This is a genomic window from Knoellia sp. AC549 (assembly GCF_979258975.1).
This window is the reverse complement of sequence record NZ_OZ409890.1, coordinates 3,031,863-3,046,602: the sequence shown is the minus strand read 5'-3', so window position 1 is coordinate 3,046,602 and position 14,740 is coordinate 3,031,863. Positions and strand designations below refer to the sequence as shown.

Here is a 14,740-nt window from a genome sequence, read left to right as displayed (position 1 = left end):
CCAAGGCGCGCCGACAACCGCGCGTGAAAGCCTCGGCCTACCTTTGCGACATGAGCATCGATCCCGGGTGGCCGGTCGCCCTGGCCTGCGTCGCCCTTCTCGTGCTGACGTTGGTCATGTATGCCGTGGGGCGGCTCCCGCAGCCGGCCGCCACTGTCGTGGCGGCCGGACGGGCGGTGGTCCAGCTGGGGTTGGCCGCGCTGGTCATCACGGCCGTGGCGCGCGACCTGCTGCTGTCGGTGTTCCTGCTCTGCGCGATGTTCGCGGTGGCGGTGTTCACGACGACGCGTCGGGTCGGGGCGGTGGGTGCCTGGCCGTGGTCGACGCTGGCGATGCTCGCCGGGCTGCTGCCCGTCGTCGCCATCATCCTGCTGACGCGAACGGTGCCGCTCGAGGGGATCGCCCTCATCCCGGTCGTGGGGATCATCCTGGGCAACACGATGAACGGACACACGCTGGTGGGGCGGCGCTCGTTCGCGGCTCTGCGCGAGGAGGCCGCACAGTACGACGCCGGACTCTCGATCGGGCTGACCCGGGCGCAGTCGATCGACGAGATCGTCCACCGCCGGCTGCCCGAGGCGCTCATCCCCGGGCTCGACCAGGTGCGCACGGCCGGCGTGGTGACGCTGCCGGGCGCGTTCATCGGCGTGCTGCTCGGGGGCGGGTCCCCGGCGCAGGCGGCCGCGGCGCAGGTGCTGGTCCTGCTCGGGATCATGGCGGCGCAGACGACGACCACGGTGGTGGCCGGGCGGCTCATCAGCTCGGCCCGCCTCCTGCCCGAGGACCTGCACGCCCGCCTGCGCCCGTAGGTCCCCGCACCTGAAACGGCTCGCGAGCCGCTTTGCCGCTCGCGAGCCGGATCGATCAGGCTCGGGAAGCCACATCCGGCTCGCGAACCGTCTCCGCGCCGGGGACGGCGCCCAGGACGGCGTTGGCGTACTTGCGGTTGCGGCCGTAGTCGATCCACTGCAGCGGGTATGCCGGGCGCGACCACACCGTGACGAGCCCGCGACCATCGGCGGTCGACACGATGCGGACGGTCAGGGTCTCGCCCCAGCTGGCCATGGAGAGCGTGCGCGTCGACACGATGGTCTGCGGGTCGATGGGACGCCCGGGGACGAACCCGAGCCCACGCAGCGCAGCGTTCACCGACTCCCACACGTGGGGGCCCGGGGCACTCGTCACGACCTGGCCGAAGCTCGACGGTCCCCTGCCTGCCGGGCCGGTCTGCTTCTTCTCCTTGGCCGCCGAGATCGTCATGCTCAGGGCCACGAGGAGCACGAACCCCGCGAAGGTGAGGACCCCGACGACCGGACCAGCAAGCCCGTCGAGACCGGCCCAGGCCAGCAGCCCCAGGAAGAGCCCGACGACGACACTGCCGCCGAGGACCACGAGCCTGGCGGTGCGGAGCTGCCTCTCGAGGCGCTCGTGCTGCTGCTGGAGGTCGACGAGGCCCAGCGGCATCGGCGGCGGCAGGGACGGTGTGCTCATGCCGGCAGGCTAGTGGTGGAGCGGCGCTTGGTGAGGTCGACGGTCCCGGGGAACTCGCCCTCGCCGGGGCGCACCTTGTAGCCGGCCTTCTTGTAGAGGCGCAGGTTCTCGGTGCTCCTGGCGCCGGTGTTGAGCCAGAAGGTGCGGACGTCGTCGGGAGCCAGCGACTCGGCATACACGAGCAGCTCCCGGCCGAGACCGCGACCCTGCAGGTAGGGCGCGACCATGAGGCGACCGATCTGCCACGTCTCGTCGTGGATCGGGTGCGGACGCACGCGCACGGAGGCGAGCAGCTGCCCGTCCTTGCGCCAGACCCTGGTGTCCCACTCCTGTATGCCGTCGCGCACGGTGTCGAGGTCCTCCTCGCCTGCGCTGAACATGCCGTAGCGGGCGAACTCCGGCGCCCAGCAGGCCCGGGTGAGCACCTGGAGGTCGGGGGCGTCGGCGGGCGTGGCGACGCGCTCCTCGAGCCCGCTCAGCGCGGACGTCGCGGCGGTCGGCGGCAGGAGGTCGGGACGGCGCTGCGCCGTGCGCTGGATGCGCTGCTCGCGCCGCCAGGCGGCGATGGCTCGGTGGTTGCCGCCGAGCAGGACGTCGGGCACGGCTCGGCCGTCCCACTCGGCGGGCTTGGTGTAGACGGGGTACTCGAGGAGGCCGTCCTCGTGCGACTCCTCGACGAGCGACTCGACGTTGCCGATGACGCCCGGCAGGAGGCGGGCGACGGCCTCGACCATGGCGAGGACCGCGACCTCACCACCGTTGAGGACGTAGTCGCCGAGGGAGAGGACGCGCACCGGCATCCGCTCGCTCGCCCACTCGTAGACGCGCTCGTCGATGCCTTCGTAGCGGCCGCAGGCGAACGCGAGCCACGGCTCCTCAGCGAGCTCGCGCGCGATCTGCTGCGTGAACGGCTCTCCGCCGGGACCCGGGATGATGAGGGTCGGGACGCGCGGCCGGTGGTCCTCGGCCGGCGGAGTGCCCTGTGCCAGCACGTGTTCGAGCGCCTCGCTCCATGGCCCGGGCTTCATGACCATGCCGGCGCCGCCGCCGTAGGGCGAGTCGTCGACCGTGCGGTGGCGGTCGTGGGCGAAGTCCCGCAGGTCGTGCACGTGCAGGTCGATGAGCCCGTCGCGCCGCGCCTTGCCGATGAGGGAGAGGTCGAGCGGCGCGAGGTACTCGGGGAAGATCGAGACGACGTCCAGTCTCAAGGAGCGCATGTCGGCTACGCCTCGTCGAGGTCGAAGAGCCCCGCTGGCGCGTCGACGACGACGTGGCCGGCCTCGGTGTCGACCTCGGGGACGATCGCCTCGACGAACGGCACGAGCACCTCGCGGCGGTCGGCGAGGCGCACCTCGAGCAGGTCCTGCACGGCGCCGATGACGAGTCCGGTCACCTCACCGAGGACGACACCCTCGGGGTCGTGGACGGCCAGGCCCACGAGATCGTGCTCGTACCAGCCGTCGTCCTCGTCACTCCCCGCCTCGTCGACCGTGTCGACGTCGAGGAAGAGCTGGGTCCCCCGCAGCGACTCGGCGCCGGTGCGGTCCGGGATCTCGTCGAAGCCGAGCAGCCAGATCTCGCGGTGCTTGCGCGCCGTCGCAACCGTCAGGGTGCGGGGCACGCCGGTCCCGGGCGCCGCCTCGGTGTCGAACACCGCGCCCGGCACGTAGCGGGTCTCGGGGTCGTCGGTGTGCGTCTGGACCGTCACCTCGCCCCGGAGCCCGTGGGGCTTGCCGATGCGGGCGATGAGAAGGGGGTCGGTGCTGCTGGCCATGGGTCAGATCCTCTCAGGCTGGCGAACGCGAGAATGCGCCGCGCCCCCACGGGGCGCGGCGCATTCTGACGTGGGTGGTGCTGTGCTGCTCAGCGCGCCCGGTCGGTGTCGACGATGTCGATCCGGACGGGCCGACCACCGGCGAGCGCGGTCAGCACGGTGCGCAGCGCGCTGGCCGTGCGGCCGGAGCGACCGATGACGCGACCAAGGTCATCCGGGTGGACCCGGACCTCGATGATCTCGCCGCGACGGAGCTCCTTGCGCTTCACCTCGACGTCGTCCTTGTGGTCGACGATCCCGGTGACGAGGTGCTCCAGCGCCTCCTCGAGCATCCTCAGGCCCCTGCCTTGTCCTCGGTGGCCTCGGTGTCGGGACCCTCGGCGGGCGCCTCGGCACTCTCGGCGGCAGCAGCGCCCGAGTCGGTGTCGGCCGCCGGGGCGACCTCGTCCGCTGCGGGCTGCTCGGCCTTGTCCGCCTTGGGAGCCTCGTCAGCCTTGGCCTCGTCGGCCTTGGGGGCGTCGGCCTTCTTGGCGGCAGCCTTCTTCTTGGCGGTGGTGGCGCCGGAGGCGTCGTCGCCTTCGGACTTGCCGGCGGCGGCAAGAGCGGCCTCGTAGAGGTCCTTCTTGTTGGCCTTGGGCTCGGCCACCCGCAGGGTGCCCTCGTCCATGATCTTCAGGAGTGCGGCCACGGCCTCGGTCGGCTGGGCACCCTTGGAGCGCCAGTGGTTCGCGCGCTCCATGTCGATGTCGATGAGCGAGGGCTCCTGGTTGGGGTCGTACTTGCCGATCTCCTCGATCGCGCGGCCATCGCGCTTGGTGCGCGAGTCCATGACGACGACGCGGTAGATGGCGGTGCGGATCTTGCCCATGCGCTTGAGACGAATCTTGACGGCCACGTGAGTGACTCCGTTTCCTGTTGTGGGCACGGCGAGACCGCGGTGGATTTTCACGCGGGGTACCGATGCCCGGGGTAGGCATCCGGCCGACATCGGTGCGGCCAGAAGGTGTACAGCCGCCCATTCTGCCAGAACTCGAGAGGTGCTCCGAACCGCGAGCCGGGCACGCGGCACACCCCCGCCGACCCGGTATGCCGTCCGCCCCTGTTCGTGGGCGGCCTGCGGTCCTACCGTGGTGACGTGACCGTCACCGTGCGTTCGGCTCCGGCGCCGTGGGCTCTCTTCGCGCTGTGGGCCCTCACCGGCCTCGTCGGCGTGCTCACGCTGCTGGGGATGTTCTCGATCGGGATCTTCGTCCTCCCGGTCGCCGTGGCCCTGCTCGTCGTCTCGATCGTGCGCACGACCCGCACCCCGGACGGCTGGCCCGCGATCGCCGGCCTGGGACTGGCCCTCGCCGTGGGGATCGCCTGGCTGGGATGGGTGCTCGCCACGTCGGGCCCCTCCGAGATGTCGTGCTCGGGTGGGTCGAACCTGCCCACGACCTGCACCTCGGGGGGTCGCGTGGTCGATCCCGATGCCGTGCAGTGGGCCACGGCTGCTCCGTGGTTCGTCGTGGCGTCCGTCGTGGCCCTGCTGACGTTCGTGGGCCACCGGGCGGCGCGCAGGATCGTCACGGCAGCCGGGCAGCGTCCAGCACCCGGTCCAGTGCGCTGAGGCTCGGCAGGTAGGCCCCGAGCGCCTCCGTGATCTCGTCATGAGCCTGCTCGCGACGCTCTCCCGGTGCATCGTCGTCGAGAGCGAGCCTGATCTGGTGAGCGAGGAAGTTCGTCTCGCTGCACAGCACCATCGCGAAGTCGGTCGTGCTGGTGAGCATCCCGGCACCACCCGCCTTCCGGTATGCCGCAACAGTTCTCGCGATCGCCGTGTCGTCGACGTCGTCTCCGAGCACGTGCCACTGCACGAGGGTCTTGGCCAGCTCGCGGGTCGGGTCCAGCGGCCCGCAGTCCTCCCAGTCGAGCGCGCGCAGGCTGCCGTCCGGCGCTGCGAGCGCGTTGTCCGGGTGGAGGTCGCAGTGGCCCAGGACGAACGGTCCCGCTCCCGGGCCGGCCCGGTCCACGACCTCGGCGTATGCCGTGAGGTCGCCTTCACGCGCGGCCAGTGCGGCGTGCCACGCCTGTCCGACCGAGCGCTCGACCAGCTCGGTCCAGGTCTCGGTCGGCACCAACGTGGTGTGCCAGGTCCGCGGTGGGTCCTGCGTGACGGGTGCCGCGCGATGCAGCTGTCCCAGAAGGGTTCCGAGCGGCTCGGCGACCTCTGACGTGCGATCCGTGACGGACGTCCCCGTCAGCCAGTGGCTCACCCGGGCGTTACCACCGCCGAGCGCGTCCGGGACCTTGACGACCAGTCGCCCGTCGGGCGTCATGACGTGGGTCGGCACCTCCACCCCGTGGGTGGCGAGGTGCTCGAGGAGCTCGGCCTCCCGGTGGACGACGCCTGCGTCGAAGGCCCGGAAGGGACGCTTGACGGCATACTCCCGCTCGCCGACCCGCAGGTGCCAGACGTCGCCGTCGGCACCGCGCCCGCCGACCACGCGGGCGAGCCGGCCCTCCCCCAGGCCGAAGGCATCCCGGACCCACTCAGCGAAGTCGTCCACGCGGCATACCCCGCTCTCTCACCAGGGGCTGGGTTCGTAGTCCTTGACGAAGCAGCCGTAGACGTCCTCGCCGGCCTCGCCCCGCACGATGGGGTCATAGACGCGGGCGGCTCCGTCGACGAGGTCGAGGGGTGCGTGCCAGCCCTCGGCGGCGATCCGCAGCTTCTCGTGGTGGGGACGCTCGTCGGTGATCCAGCCGGTGTCGACGGCGGTCATGAGGATCCGGTCGGTCTCGAACATCTCGCCCGAGCTGGTGCGGGTCAGCATGTTGAGGGCCGCCTTGGCCATGTTGGTGTGCGGGTGCCCCGGGCCCTTGTAGCGGCGCGAGAACTGGCCCTCCATCGCCGAGACGTTGACGACGTAGGCGCGACGAGCCCCTGCTGCCACCGCTGCTCGCATCGACGGGCGGAGACGGGAGATGAGGATGAACGGCGCCGTCGAGTTGCAGAGCTGGACCTCCAGGAGCTCGAGCGGGTCGACCTCGTCGACGACCTGGGTCCAGCTGTTGTTGCGCTGGGTGTCGGGAAGGAGGCCCCCGGCGTCGACAGCGGTCCCGGCGAGGTGCGCCTCGAGGCTGGCATGGCCTGCGGTCAGGGCCATCTCGGTCATCGAGGCGGCCGTGCGCTGGGCCAGTGCCCTGGCCGCCTCCTCCTCGGACTCGCCCTCGTGGTGGGCGACCTTGTTGGCGGTGAGGGTGCCGAGCAGGTTGGCCGGGTGGGCGTCGCTGATCCGGTCGAAGGTGACGAGCTCGGGGTAGCGGACATTGCTCTCCAGAGGCACCTGCTCACCGTCGACGAGGTGCGAGTAGGAGCCCGGTGAGCGGCGCACGGTCTGGGCGGCGTTGTTGATGAGGATGTCGAGCGGACCGGCCGCGGCGACCTCTTCGGCGAGCGCGACGACCTGCGTGGGGTCGCGCAGGTCGATGCCGACGACCTTGAGTCTGTCGATCCACTCGCGCGAGTCCTCCTGTGCCGCAAACCTCCTCGCGGCGTCGTGGGGGAAGCGCGTCGTGATCGTGAGGTGGGCGCCGTCGCGCAGGAGCATGAGCGCGATGTACATGCCGATCTTGGCCCGGCCGCCCGTGAGGAGGGCGCGCTTGCCGGTGAGGTCGGCCCGCTGCACTCGCTTGAGATGGCTCTTGGCGGCGCACGCCGGGCAGAGCCAGTGGTAGAACGCGTCGACGCGCGTGTAGTCGTCCTTGCAGATGTAGCAGCCGCGGGGCTCGATGCAGCTCGCCCACGGTCGTCCCGGCCATCGGCACCTCGAGCAGGACGCCCTTGGTCTCGTCGTCGATCCGCATCGGCGACCCTGTCGCCGTCCGGGCCAGGATGGCGTCGTCGTGGTCGATCTGCGGCTGCTTGGCCTCGCGGCGGCGAGCCTTGCGGACCTGCTTGTACATGCGTCCGGTCGCGCGCTTGACGACCTGGATGTCGGGGTGGTCGCCGTCGAGGTTCGGCAGCTCCTCCAGGACCCGCAGGAGGGTGGCGAGGTCGTCGGGGTCGACGCCGGGCCCGAGGTCGTGGACCCGCAGGCTCGGGTCGGTCGGGTCGTTCTTGGCGGGTCGGTCGGTCATGTGCGGTTGGTCCAGGCGTCGGGGTCCGCGGTGAGCTCGCGAACGGTGTCGGGCAGCTCGCCGCTGAGTAGTTGGGCGAGGGAGGTCGTGTCGAGGACGGCGCGCAGGCTGGCCCGCACCGCGACCCAGACGGTGGGCAGGTGCGCGGCAACCCCGTCGTAGGCCGTCTCGTGCGGTCGGAGCCCCCGCACCTCGGCGAGCGGGCCGTCGACCGCGCGGAAGACGTCACCGAGGACGACGTCGGTGGCCGGCCGGGCCAGGGCGTAGCCTCCGCGGGCCCCGCGGGTGCTCGTCACGAGCCCGGCGGTGCGCAGGTCGGCGACGATGGCCTCGAGGAACTTGCGAGGCAGGCTCTGGCGCTGGGCGAGGGACTCGACGCTCACCGGACCCGAGGCGGCCTCCTGGGCCTCTGCGAGGATGAGCATGGCGCGCACTGCGTAGTCCGTGCGCGCCGAGATGTCCACGCCCGCATTGTGCCCCGACCCGCGCCCGGACCCCGAATCGCCGAGCTCAGATGGCGAGTGCGGGCTCCGCCTCGGCCGGGTTGACAACCTGGACGGTGTGCGCGAAGACGGTGTCGCCCGCCGCGAGCGCCAGCGCGTCGGCCTCGGCTCGGGTGAGCTGGGCGGCGAACCGCTCCCCGGTGTCGGCGCGCAGGTCCACCCGGACCTCGAAGCCGAGACGCACGACGCGTTCGACCACCGCCTCGATGACGCCGGGTGAGCCACCGATGCGCGCATCGAGCTGCACCGCGCGCTCGCGGCTCCGGTGCAGCGCGATGTCATGGGGTCGCACGAGGTGGCCCCCGATCCGCGCCACGGAACCGAGGAAGGACATGACGAAGTCGTTGGCCGGCCGGTCATAGAGGGTGACCGGGTCACCGACCTGCTCGATCTGCCCCTTGTTGAGCACGGCGATGCGGTCAGCGACGTCGAGCGCCTCCTCCTGGTCGTGCGTCACGAGCACCGTCGTCACATGCACCTCGTCGTGCAGGCGCCGCAGCCACTGGCGCAGGTCGGCCCGCACCTTGGCGTCGAGCGCACCGAACGGCTCGTCGAGGAGCAGCACCTCGGGGTCGACGGCGAGCGCCCGGGCCAGTGCCATGCGTTGGCGCTGCCCACCCGAGAGCTGGGCCGGATAACGGTGCTGGAACCCGTCGAGCCCGACGATCTCGAGCAGGTCGTCCACCTTGCGCTTGATCTCCGCCTTGGGACGCTTGCGGATCGTCAGTCCGAACGCGACGTTGTCGCGCACCGTCATGTGCTTGAACGCGGCGTAGTGCTGGAAGACGAAGCCGATCCCTCGCTTCTGAGGGGGTATGCCGGTGACGTCCGTCCCGCCGATGACGATCCGTCCGCTGTCGAGGCCTTCCAGGCCGGCGATGGCGCGCAGCAGGGTCGACTTGCCCGAGCCACTGGGGCCGAGCAGGGCGGTGAGGCTGCCGGCCGGGATGTCGAGCGACACGTCGTCGAGGGCGGTGAAGGTGCCGTAGTTCTTGCGGGCTCCGGTGACGCTGATCATCGTTGGCTCCTCTTGCGGTCGAGCAGGGTCATGCCGAGCAACGTCGCCACGGCAAGGCCCATGAGCAGGGTGGCTGCGGCATACGCGCCGTAGGTGTTGTGGTCGTCGATATAGCGGGAGTGCACGAGCAGGGTGAGGGTCTGCGAGACGCCGGGGAAGCCGGAGCTGACCATGATCACGGCGCCGAACTCACCGAGCGCGCGGGCGATCGTCAGGACCACGCCGTAGGTCAGTCCCCACCGGATCGCCGGGAGGGTGATCCGCCAGAACGTCTGCCACGAGCTGGCACCGAGCGTGGACGCCGCCTGCTCCTGCTCGGTGCCGATCTCGTGGAGCACCGGCTCGACCTCGCGCACGACGAAGGGCAGGGTGACGAAGAGGGTGGCGATGACCATGCCGGGCAGGCCGAAGATCACCTGGAAGCCCAGGCCCTCGACGCCACCGAACCAGCCGCCGGAGCCCCACAGCAGGATGAGCGCGACGCCCACGACGATGGGCGAGACGGCGAACGGCAGGTCGACGACGGCCTGGAGCAGCCCCTTGCCGGGGAAGCGGCCACGGACCAGCGCCAGCGCGGTGCCGACACCGAAGACCACGTTGAGCGGCACGACGATCGCGACGATGAGCAGCGAGAGGTTGAGGGCCGAGATGGCTGCCGGCGTGCGGATGGAGTCGATGAAGGCACCAACTCCCGGCTCGAGGGTGCGCCAGAGGATGAGGACGATGGGGACCGCGACGAGGACGGTGAGGTAGCCCAGAGCGACTGAGCGCAGGGCCAGCTTGGCCGGCCCGGCCTTGGGAGGCGTGGACGTCGAGGCGCTCATGACGACTCCTCCTCGCGGTGCAGGGCCCGTCCCGCGAACCAGCGGAGGACGGCCAGGGTGACGAAGGCGATGGCGAGCAGGGCGACCGAGACGGCCGCCGCGTTGATCGGGCGGTCGATCTCGATCTGCTGCTGGATGTACTGCGACGCGACCTGTGTCTCGCGCGGGATGTTGCCGCCGATGAGGACGACCGAGCCGTACTCACCGATGGCCCGCGCGAACGCCAGCCCCGTCCCGCTGATGATGGCCGGCAGGAGGGTCGGCAGGACGACGCGGCGGAACGTCACCCAGCTCGAGGCACCGAGGGAGGCCGACGCCTCCTCGACCTCCCGGTCGAGCTCGAGAAGCACCGGCTGCACCGAGCGCACGACGAACGGGAGGGTGACGAAGGCCAGGGCCACGACGATGCCGGGCTGGGTCGCGTTGAGGTGGATCCCGACGGGGCTGTTGGGGCCGTAGAGCGAGAGCAGGACGATGCTTGCGACGATCGTCGGCAGCGCGAACGGCAGGTCGATGAGGGCGTTGACGATGCGCTTGCCCCGGAAGTCGTCACGCACGAGGACCCAGGCGATGAGGGTGCCCATGACGGCGTTGATGACCGCCACCACCAGGGCGGCGACGACCGTCACGCGCAACGACGCCAGCGCGACCGGCGCCGTCACGGCCTCCCAGAAGCCGGTCCACCCCTCCTCGAAGGACGTCACCGTCAGGGCGGCCAACGGCAGCAGCACCATGACGCTGAGCCAGAGCCCTACGACGCCGATGCCCAGAGGCCGCCCGGCTCCCCGCAGTCGCGAGCGCCCGGCCGGGCGGGGTGCCTGCCCGTCGTCAGCAGTCCCCGGGTCGACCCTCGGGGGCTGCGCGTTCGGCGGCAGGGCCGACACCTCGGTGTCGTCCCTGCCGCCGGTCACGGTCGCCGTCATGTCAGGACGTCGCCTTGTCGTAGATGACGGCGATGGAGCCGGTCTCCTTCTTGAAGAGCGTGCCGTCCACGGTCTTCCAGCCGCCGAGGTCGTCGATCGTCCAGAAGCTTGGTCGGCTCCGGGAAGTCCTTGCCGAACTCCGCTGCCACCGTAGGGTCGACAGGTCGGAATCCAGCCTCCGCCCAGAGCTTCTGCGCCTCCGGGGTGAAGAGGTAGTCCCGGAACTTCGTCGCCTTCTCCACGTTCTTGCCCTTGGTGAGGACCGCGACCGGGTTCTCGATCTTGAACGTCGTCGGCGGCGTGACGTGCTCGACGGCGTCACCCTTGCGCTCGGCGAAGATCGCCTCGTTCTCATAGCTGAGCAGCACGTCCCCGGTCCCCTGCAGGAAGGTCTCGGTCGCCTCCCGGCCGGACTTCGGCTGGACCTTGACGTGCCCGGTCACGAGCTTCTCGATGTAGGCCAGACCGGCGGCGGCGTTCGCCCCGCCGTCGCTCTTGGCGGCATACGGCGCCAGGAGGTTCCACTTCGCCGAACCCGAGCTGAACGGGTTGGGCGTCACCACCTCGACGCCCGGCTTGAGCAGGTCGTCCCAGTCCTTGATGGCCTTGGGGTTGCCCTTGCGGGTCACGATCGTCACGACCGAGCCGAACGGGATCCCCTTGTGCTCGCCGGCGTTCCAGTCCGCGGCCACGAGCCCGGCGTCGACGAGCCGGGTGATGTCGGGCTCGACCGAGAAGTTGACGAAGTCGGCCTGGGCTCCGGCTGCGACCTTGCGTGACTGGTCCCCGGACGCGCCGTAGGACTGCTGGAAGGTCACACCCTTGCCGTCCTCCGTCGCGTTGAACGCCGGGATGACCTTGTCGAACCCGACCTTGGGCACGGCATACGCAAAGAGGTTGAGCGTGCTCGTCGACGCCGGGGCTGCGCCCTCTGCCTGAGCGCCCACCGTGTCGTTCGCGCCTCCCCCGGCACAGGCCGACATCACCAGCGCACCGACGGTCGCGGCGGCGGCCAGGGCGAGGCGGGGATGACGACTCATGTGGGGACTCCTTCGTTCGGAGTCCGACAGAGCGACCCGGGGTGGCCGCAATTCCTATCGGACACCTAGGAGTTTCGATAGTCCAGCGTTATCCGTCAAATAACGTCAGATTATGTCTCGCATGGTGGATGCCGTCAGTACGTCATGCCCCGCAGGACGACCGCCGCCGGCTCGCCCAGCACGGTGAGGTCCGCACGCGGGTCGCGGTCGAGGACCAAGAGGTCGGCGTCGGCGCCCTCCTCCAGTCCGGGGCGACCGAGCCACTTCCGCGCGCCCCACGTGGCGGCACCGAGCACCTCCACGTTACTGAAGCCGATGCGCGAGAGCTCGATGACCTCCTGCGCGGCGAGTCCGTGGGCGATGGAACCTCCCGCGTCGGTCCCGAGATAGATGGGTATGCCGGCCTCTCGCGCCGCGCCGAACGTCTCGTGGCGTCGTGCGTGGAGGTCGAGCATGCGCCGGTGGTAGTCGGGGAACTTCTCGCGTGCCGGCTCCGCGATCTCGGGGAAGGTCGCGATGTTGACCAGGGTTGGGACGATCGCGATGCCCTCTGCCGCAAAGGAGTCGATGGTGTCGGCCTCGAGGCCGGTGGCGTGCTCGATGCAGTCCGTGCCGGCAGCGGCGAAGTCGCGCAGCGAGTCCGGGCCGAAGCAGTGTGCGGTCGTGCGAGCGCCCTCCTCGTGGGCAGCGGCGACGGCCTCGATGAGCACCTCACGTGGCCAGCACGGTTCGAGGTCGCCGGTGTCACGGTCGATCCAGTCGCCGACGAGCTTGACCCAGCCGTCCCCGGCGCGGGCCTCGATGCGCACCCGCTCGACGAGCTGCTCGGGCTCGACCTCGTGCGCGTAGTTGCGGATGTAGCGCTTGGGGCGGGCGATGTGACGGCCGGCGCGGATGATCTTGGGCAGGTCGTCGCGCTCGTCGATCCAACGCGTGTCGGCGGGTGAGCCGGCGTCGCGGATGAGGAGGGTGCCGTTGTCGCGATCGGCGAGCGCCTGCTCTTCGGACGTCGCGTCGTCGACGGCGCCGTGCCGGTCGAGGCCGACATGGCAGTGCGCGTCGACCATGCCCGGGAGGAACCAGCCGCGCAGCGTCTCGACGTCGTGGCCGGCGCCGGTCGGTCGTTCGAAGGTGAGACGGCCCCCGACGACCCACGCCTCGGGAAGGACCTCCTCGGGACCGACGAGGACCTCGCCCAACAGGTGCAGCACCGGTGCCGTCATGGCTCCGACCCTAGAGGCTCACGTGCCGGTGGCCTCAGGTGGCGTCGGATCCCGGCGCGCGCCCGACGGTGTAGCGGATGTCCTGCCAGACCTCGACGTCGCCGTCCGCCGTGCGAGCACCCTCGAAGTGGGTCGCGGCGCGCGCCCGCACACCGGCGATCTCGTCGACGGGGACGCTCGCCCACATGGCCCGCTGACCGGTGCCCCGAGAGAAGGCCTCCCACCGTTCGAGGGTGCCGAACCGCACCGGAAGCCGGAGCGTCGTGGTCGCCACCTCGGTCGCGCCGGCATCCTCGAACAGCTGCTCCATCCCCTCGTCCGAGCCGAACGGGCTCTCAGGTCCCAGGACCCGGGGGTCACGCATCGCCGGCGGGAGCCAGGGACCGAACTCGCGGTCGACGGAGGTCCACACGGGGTCCTGCCGGCCGAAGGTCGCCAGGCCGATCCGGCCACCCGGAGCGAGCAGCTGCACCCAGCGCGCCAGCGCCGCGGCAGGATCCGGCAGGAAGAACAGGACGAGGGAGGAGGCCACGACGTCGAACTCACCCTCAGGGAGTGCAGGCTCGGCGGCGTCCCCCACTCGCAGGTCGACAACGAGACCTTCACCGTCCAAAGCCGTCCGGGCATGGGCGAGCATGCCGTGACTGAGGTCGAGACCCACGACGGACCCGGTCGCTCCGACGCGCCGCGCCAGCAGGATCGTCGCTGCTCCGCGACCGCACCCGAGGTCGACAGCTCGCTCCCCGGACACAGGGGCGAGCTCGTCGACGAGTCCCTGCGCAATGGGTGCGAAGAAGTCCACACCGCTCTGGTCGTAGTCGTCGGCGACCGCGTCGAACAGTGCCCCCACTCCGGGCCCTGACCGCGGATCGGTGTCCGTCATCTCGCGAGTGTCCGCCCACCCGGGCACGAACGAGGCTGTTTCAGAGAAAGGTCGGCGGGCGGGGGATCAGGCGGAGGCGGCGATGACCCTGCGCAGTGCCTCGATGACGATGCCGGGCGCGTCGGTGTGCACCCAGTGCGAGGCACCCTTGACGGTCAGCTGCCGCACCTTCGGGAAGAAGGCTCGCATCGGCTCACCGTCCTCGGCCGTGATGTAGCTCGACTCCGAACCCGCGATCCAGAGGACCGGACCGGCATACGGCTTCACGACGCCGGCGGCGAAGGGCCAGTCGGCGATGACCGAGCCACTCCCCCTGGCGGCGTCCGCCGCGAACAGCTCGACATTGGCCTGCCACCGCCACGCCGTGCCCTCGCGGCGCAGGTTTTGGAGCAGGAACGCCTTGATCCCGGGGTCGGGCTCCGCGAAACGGGCCTCGGCGTCGGCCCGGCCGGCCAGCTCCGACAACGGCAGCGAGCGCATCTCGGCGATGTAGCCGGCGAAGCGCTCGAGGTCGCCGTAGCCCTTGGGCGCGATGTCGACGACGACGAGCCGTGACACCAGTGTCGGCTCGGTCAGCGCCAGCGCCATCGCCGTCTTGCCGCCGAGGGAGTGGCCGACGACGATCCACGGTCCGGGGTCGATGGCGCGCAACGTGTCGGCGACGGACACGGCATACCCCTCGTAGGAGAACTCGGCCGACCACGGACTGCGACCGTGGTCCGGAAGGTCGACCAACGTGCACCGCGCCGCTGTGCCCTCCGGACCCGCGAGCGCCTTGGCGACCGTCGACCAGTTGCGGCCCTGGCCGAAGAGCCCGTGCAGGAAGGCGACGCGCGGACCCGCGGTGCCGACCGACAGCGTGTGCAGCGGCTCTGCAGCGCTCACGTGCCCGGGACATTCTCGAGTCCATTCATGGGAGGCACTGTACGGACCCGCCAC

The 14,740-nt window shown here is 70.9% G+C and carries 16 protein-coding genes and 2 pseudogenes; 2 read left to right on the top strand and 16 right to left on the bottom strand.

What is annotated here, in order from left to right; translation table 11 throughout:
• Window positions 1-50 precede the first annotated feature (50 nt).
• Window positions 51-809: an ABC transporter permease gene (locus ACZZ98_RS14830; RefSeq protein WP_463516964.1), complete on the top strand. Its 759-nt coding sequence runs from the start codon at window positions 51-53 to the stop codon at window positions 807-809.
• A 55-nt stretch (window positions 810-864) separates the two neighbouring features.
• On the opposite strand, the gene ACZZ98_RS14825 is transcribed toward ACZZ98_RS14830, so the two are convergent.
• From ACZZ98_RS14825 to rpsP, 5 genes are all read right to left on the bottom strand, one after another.
• Entirely contained in the window at window positions 865-1,491 is a 627-nt protein-coding gene (locus tag ACZZ98_RS14825) for a hypothetical protein (RefSeq protein ID WP_463516963.1), read from the bottom strand.
• Window positions 1,488-2,708: a tRNA (guanosine(37)-N1)-methyltransferase TrmD gene (trmD, locus tag ACZZ98_RS14820; protein ID WP_463516962.1), complete on the bottom strand. Its 1,221-nt coding sequence runs from the start codon at window positions 2,706-2,708 to the stop codon at window positions 1,488-1,490. The genes ACZZ98_RS14825 and trmD overlap by 4 nt, the downstream gene beginning before the upstream one ends.
• A 5-nt stretch (window positions 2,709-2,713) precedes the next feature.
• Window positions 2,714-3,265 carry a ribosome maturation factor RimM gene (gene rimM / locus ACZZ98_RS14815; RefSeq protein ID WP_463516961.1) on the bottom strand — a complete coding sequence of 184 codons (552 nt, stop codon included), beginning with the start codon at window positions 3,263-3,265 and terminating at the stop codon, window positions 2,714-2,716.
• 89 nt (window positions 3,266-3,354) lie between these two features.
• The gene (locus ACZZ98_RS14810) at window positions 3,355-3,597 is read right to left on the bottom strand and encodes an RNA-binding protein (RefSeq protein WP_380088325.1); all 243 of its coding nucleotides are present in this window, start codon (window positions 3,595-3,597) and stop codon (window positions 3,355-3,357) included.
• Between the two features lie 2 nt (window positions 3,598-3,599).
• Window positions 3,600-4,160 carry a 30S ribosomal protein S16 gene (rpsP, locus tag ACZZ98_RS14805; protein ID WP_463516960.1) on the bottom strand — a complete coding sequence of 187 codons (561 nt, stop codon included), beginning with the start codon at window positions 4,158-4,160 and terminating at the stop codon, window positions 3,600-3,602.
• A 240-nt stretch (window positions 4,161-4,400) separates the two neighbouring features.
• Between rpsP and ACZZ98_RS14800 the strand changes: the two genes are divergently transcribed.
• Complete coding sequence (locus ACZZ98_RS14800) at window positions 4,401-4,874, top strand: hypothetical protein (RefSeq protein WP_463516959.1); 474 nt, start codon at window positions 4,401-4,403, stop codon at window positions 4,872-4,874.
• Here the strand turns inward: ACZZ98_RS14800 and ACZZ98_RS14795 are convergent.
• The 11 genes and pseudogenes from ACZZ98_RS14795 to ACZZ98_RS14745 form a co-directional block, all read right to left on the bottom strand.
• Window positions 4,831-5,814 (bottom strand): phosphotransferase, encoded by a 984-nt coding sequence (locus tag ACZZ98_RS14795; protein ID WP_463516958.1) that lies wholly within the window; start codon window positions 5,812-5,814, stop codon window positions 4,831-4,833. The genes ACZZ98_RS14800 and ACZZ98_RS14795 overlap by 44 nt on opposite strands.
• Window positions 5,815-5,832: 18 nt before the next feature.
• Window positions 5,833-7,387: pseudogene (locus ACZZ98_RS14790) on the bottom strand (SDR family NAD(P)-dependent oxidoreductase).
• The gene (locus ACZZ98_RS14785) at window positions 7,384-7,851 is read right to left on the bottom strand and encodes an RrF2 family transcriptional regulator (RefSeq protein WP_463516957.1); all 468 of its coding nucleotides are present in this window, start codon (window positions 7,849-7,851) and stop codon (window positions 7,384-7,386) included. Before ACZZ98_RS14785 ends, ACZZ98_RS14790 begins: the two are co-directional and overlap by 4 nt.
• A 46-nt stretch (window positions 7,852-7,897) precedes the next feature.
• Window positions 7,898-8,224, bottom strand: coding sequence for a TOBE-like domain-containing protein (locus ACZZ98_RS14780; RefSeq protein ID WP_463517790.1), 327 nt, complete (start codon window positions 8,222-8,224; stop codon window positions 7,898-7,900).
• Between the two features lie 33 nt (window positions 8,225-8,257).
• Window positions 8,258-8,908: pseudogene (locus tag ACZZ98_RS14775) on the bottom strand (sulfate/molybdate ABC transporter ATP-binding protein); the annotation flags it as partial.
• On the bottom strand, window positions 8,905-9,732 hold the full coding sequence (gene cysW, locus ACZZ98_RS14770) for a sulfate ABC transporter permease subunit CysW (RefSeq protein ID WP_463516956.1): 828 nt from the start codon (window positions 9,730-9,732) through the stop codon (window positions 8,905-8,907). The pseudogene ACZZ98_RS14775 and the gene cysW, both read right to left, overlap by 4 nt.
• On the bottom strand, window positions 9,729-10,655 hold the full coding sequence (gene cysT, locus ACZZ98_RS14765) for a sulfate ABC transporter permease subunit CysT (protein ID WP_463516955.1): 927 nt from the start codon (window positions 10,653-10,655) through the stop codon (window positions 9,729-9,731). Before cysT ends, cysW begins: the two co-directional genes overlap by 4 nt.
• Window positions 10,652-11,695 carry a sulfate ABC transporter substrate-binding protein gene (locus ACZZ98_RS14760; protein ID WP_463516954.1) on the bottom strand — a complete coding sequence of 348 codons (1,044 nt, stop codon included), beginning with the start codon at window positions 11,693-11,695 and terminating at the stop codon, window positions 10,652-10,654. Before ACZZ98_RS14760 ends, cysT begins: the two co-directional genes overlap by 4 nt.
• A 134-nt stretch (window positions 11,696-11,829) precedes the next feature.
• A complete protein-coding gene (locus ACZZ98_RS14755; protein WP_463516953.1) occupies window positions 11,830-12,918 on the bottom strand; it encodes an amidohydrolase family protein in 1,089 nt (362 codons plus the stop codon).
• A 34-nt stretch (window positions 12,919-12,952) separates the two neighbouring features.
• The gene (locus ACZZ98_RS14750) at window positions 12,953-13,801 is read right to left on the bottom strand and encodes a class I SAM-dependent methyltransferase (protein ID WP_463516952.1); all 849 of its coding nucleotides are present in this window, start codon (window positions 13,799-13,801) and stop codon (window positions 12,953-12,955) included.
• 66 nt (window positions 13,802-13,867) lie between these two features.
• Complete coding sequence (locus ACZZ98_RS14745; RefSeq protein WP_463516951.1) at window positions 13,868-14,686, bottom strand: alpha/beta fold hydrolase; 819 nt, start codon at window positions 14,684-14,686, stop codon at window positions 13,868-13,870.
• Window positions 14,687-14,740: the final 54 nt, after the last annotated feature.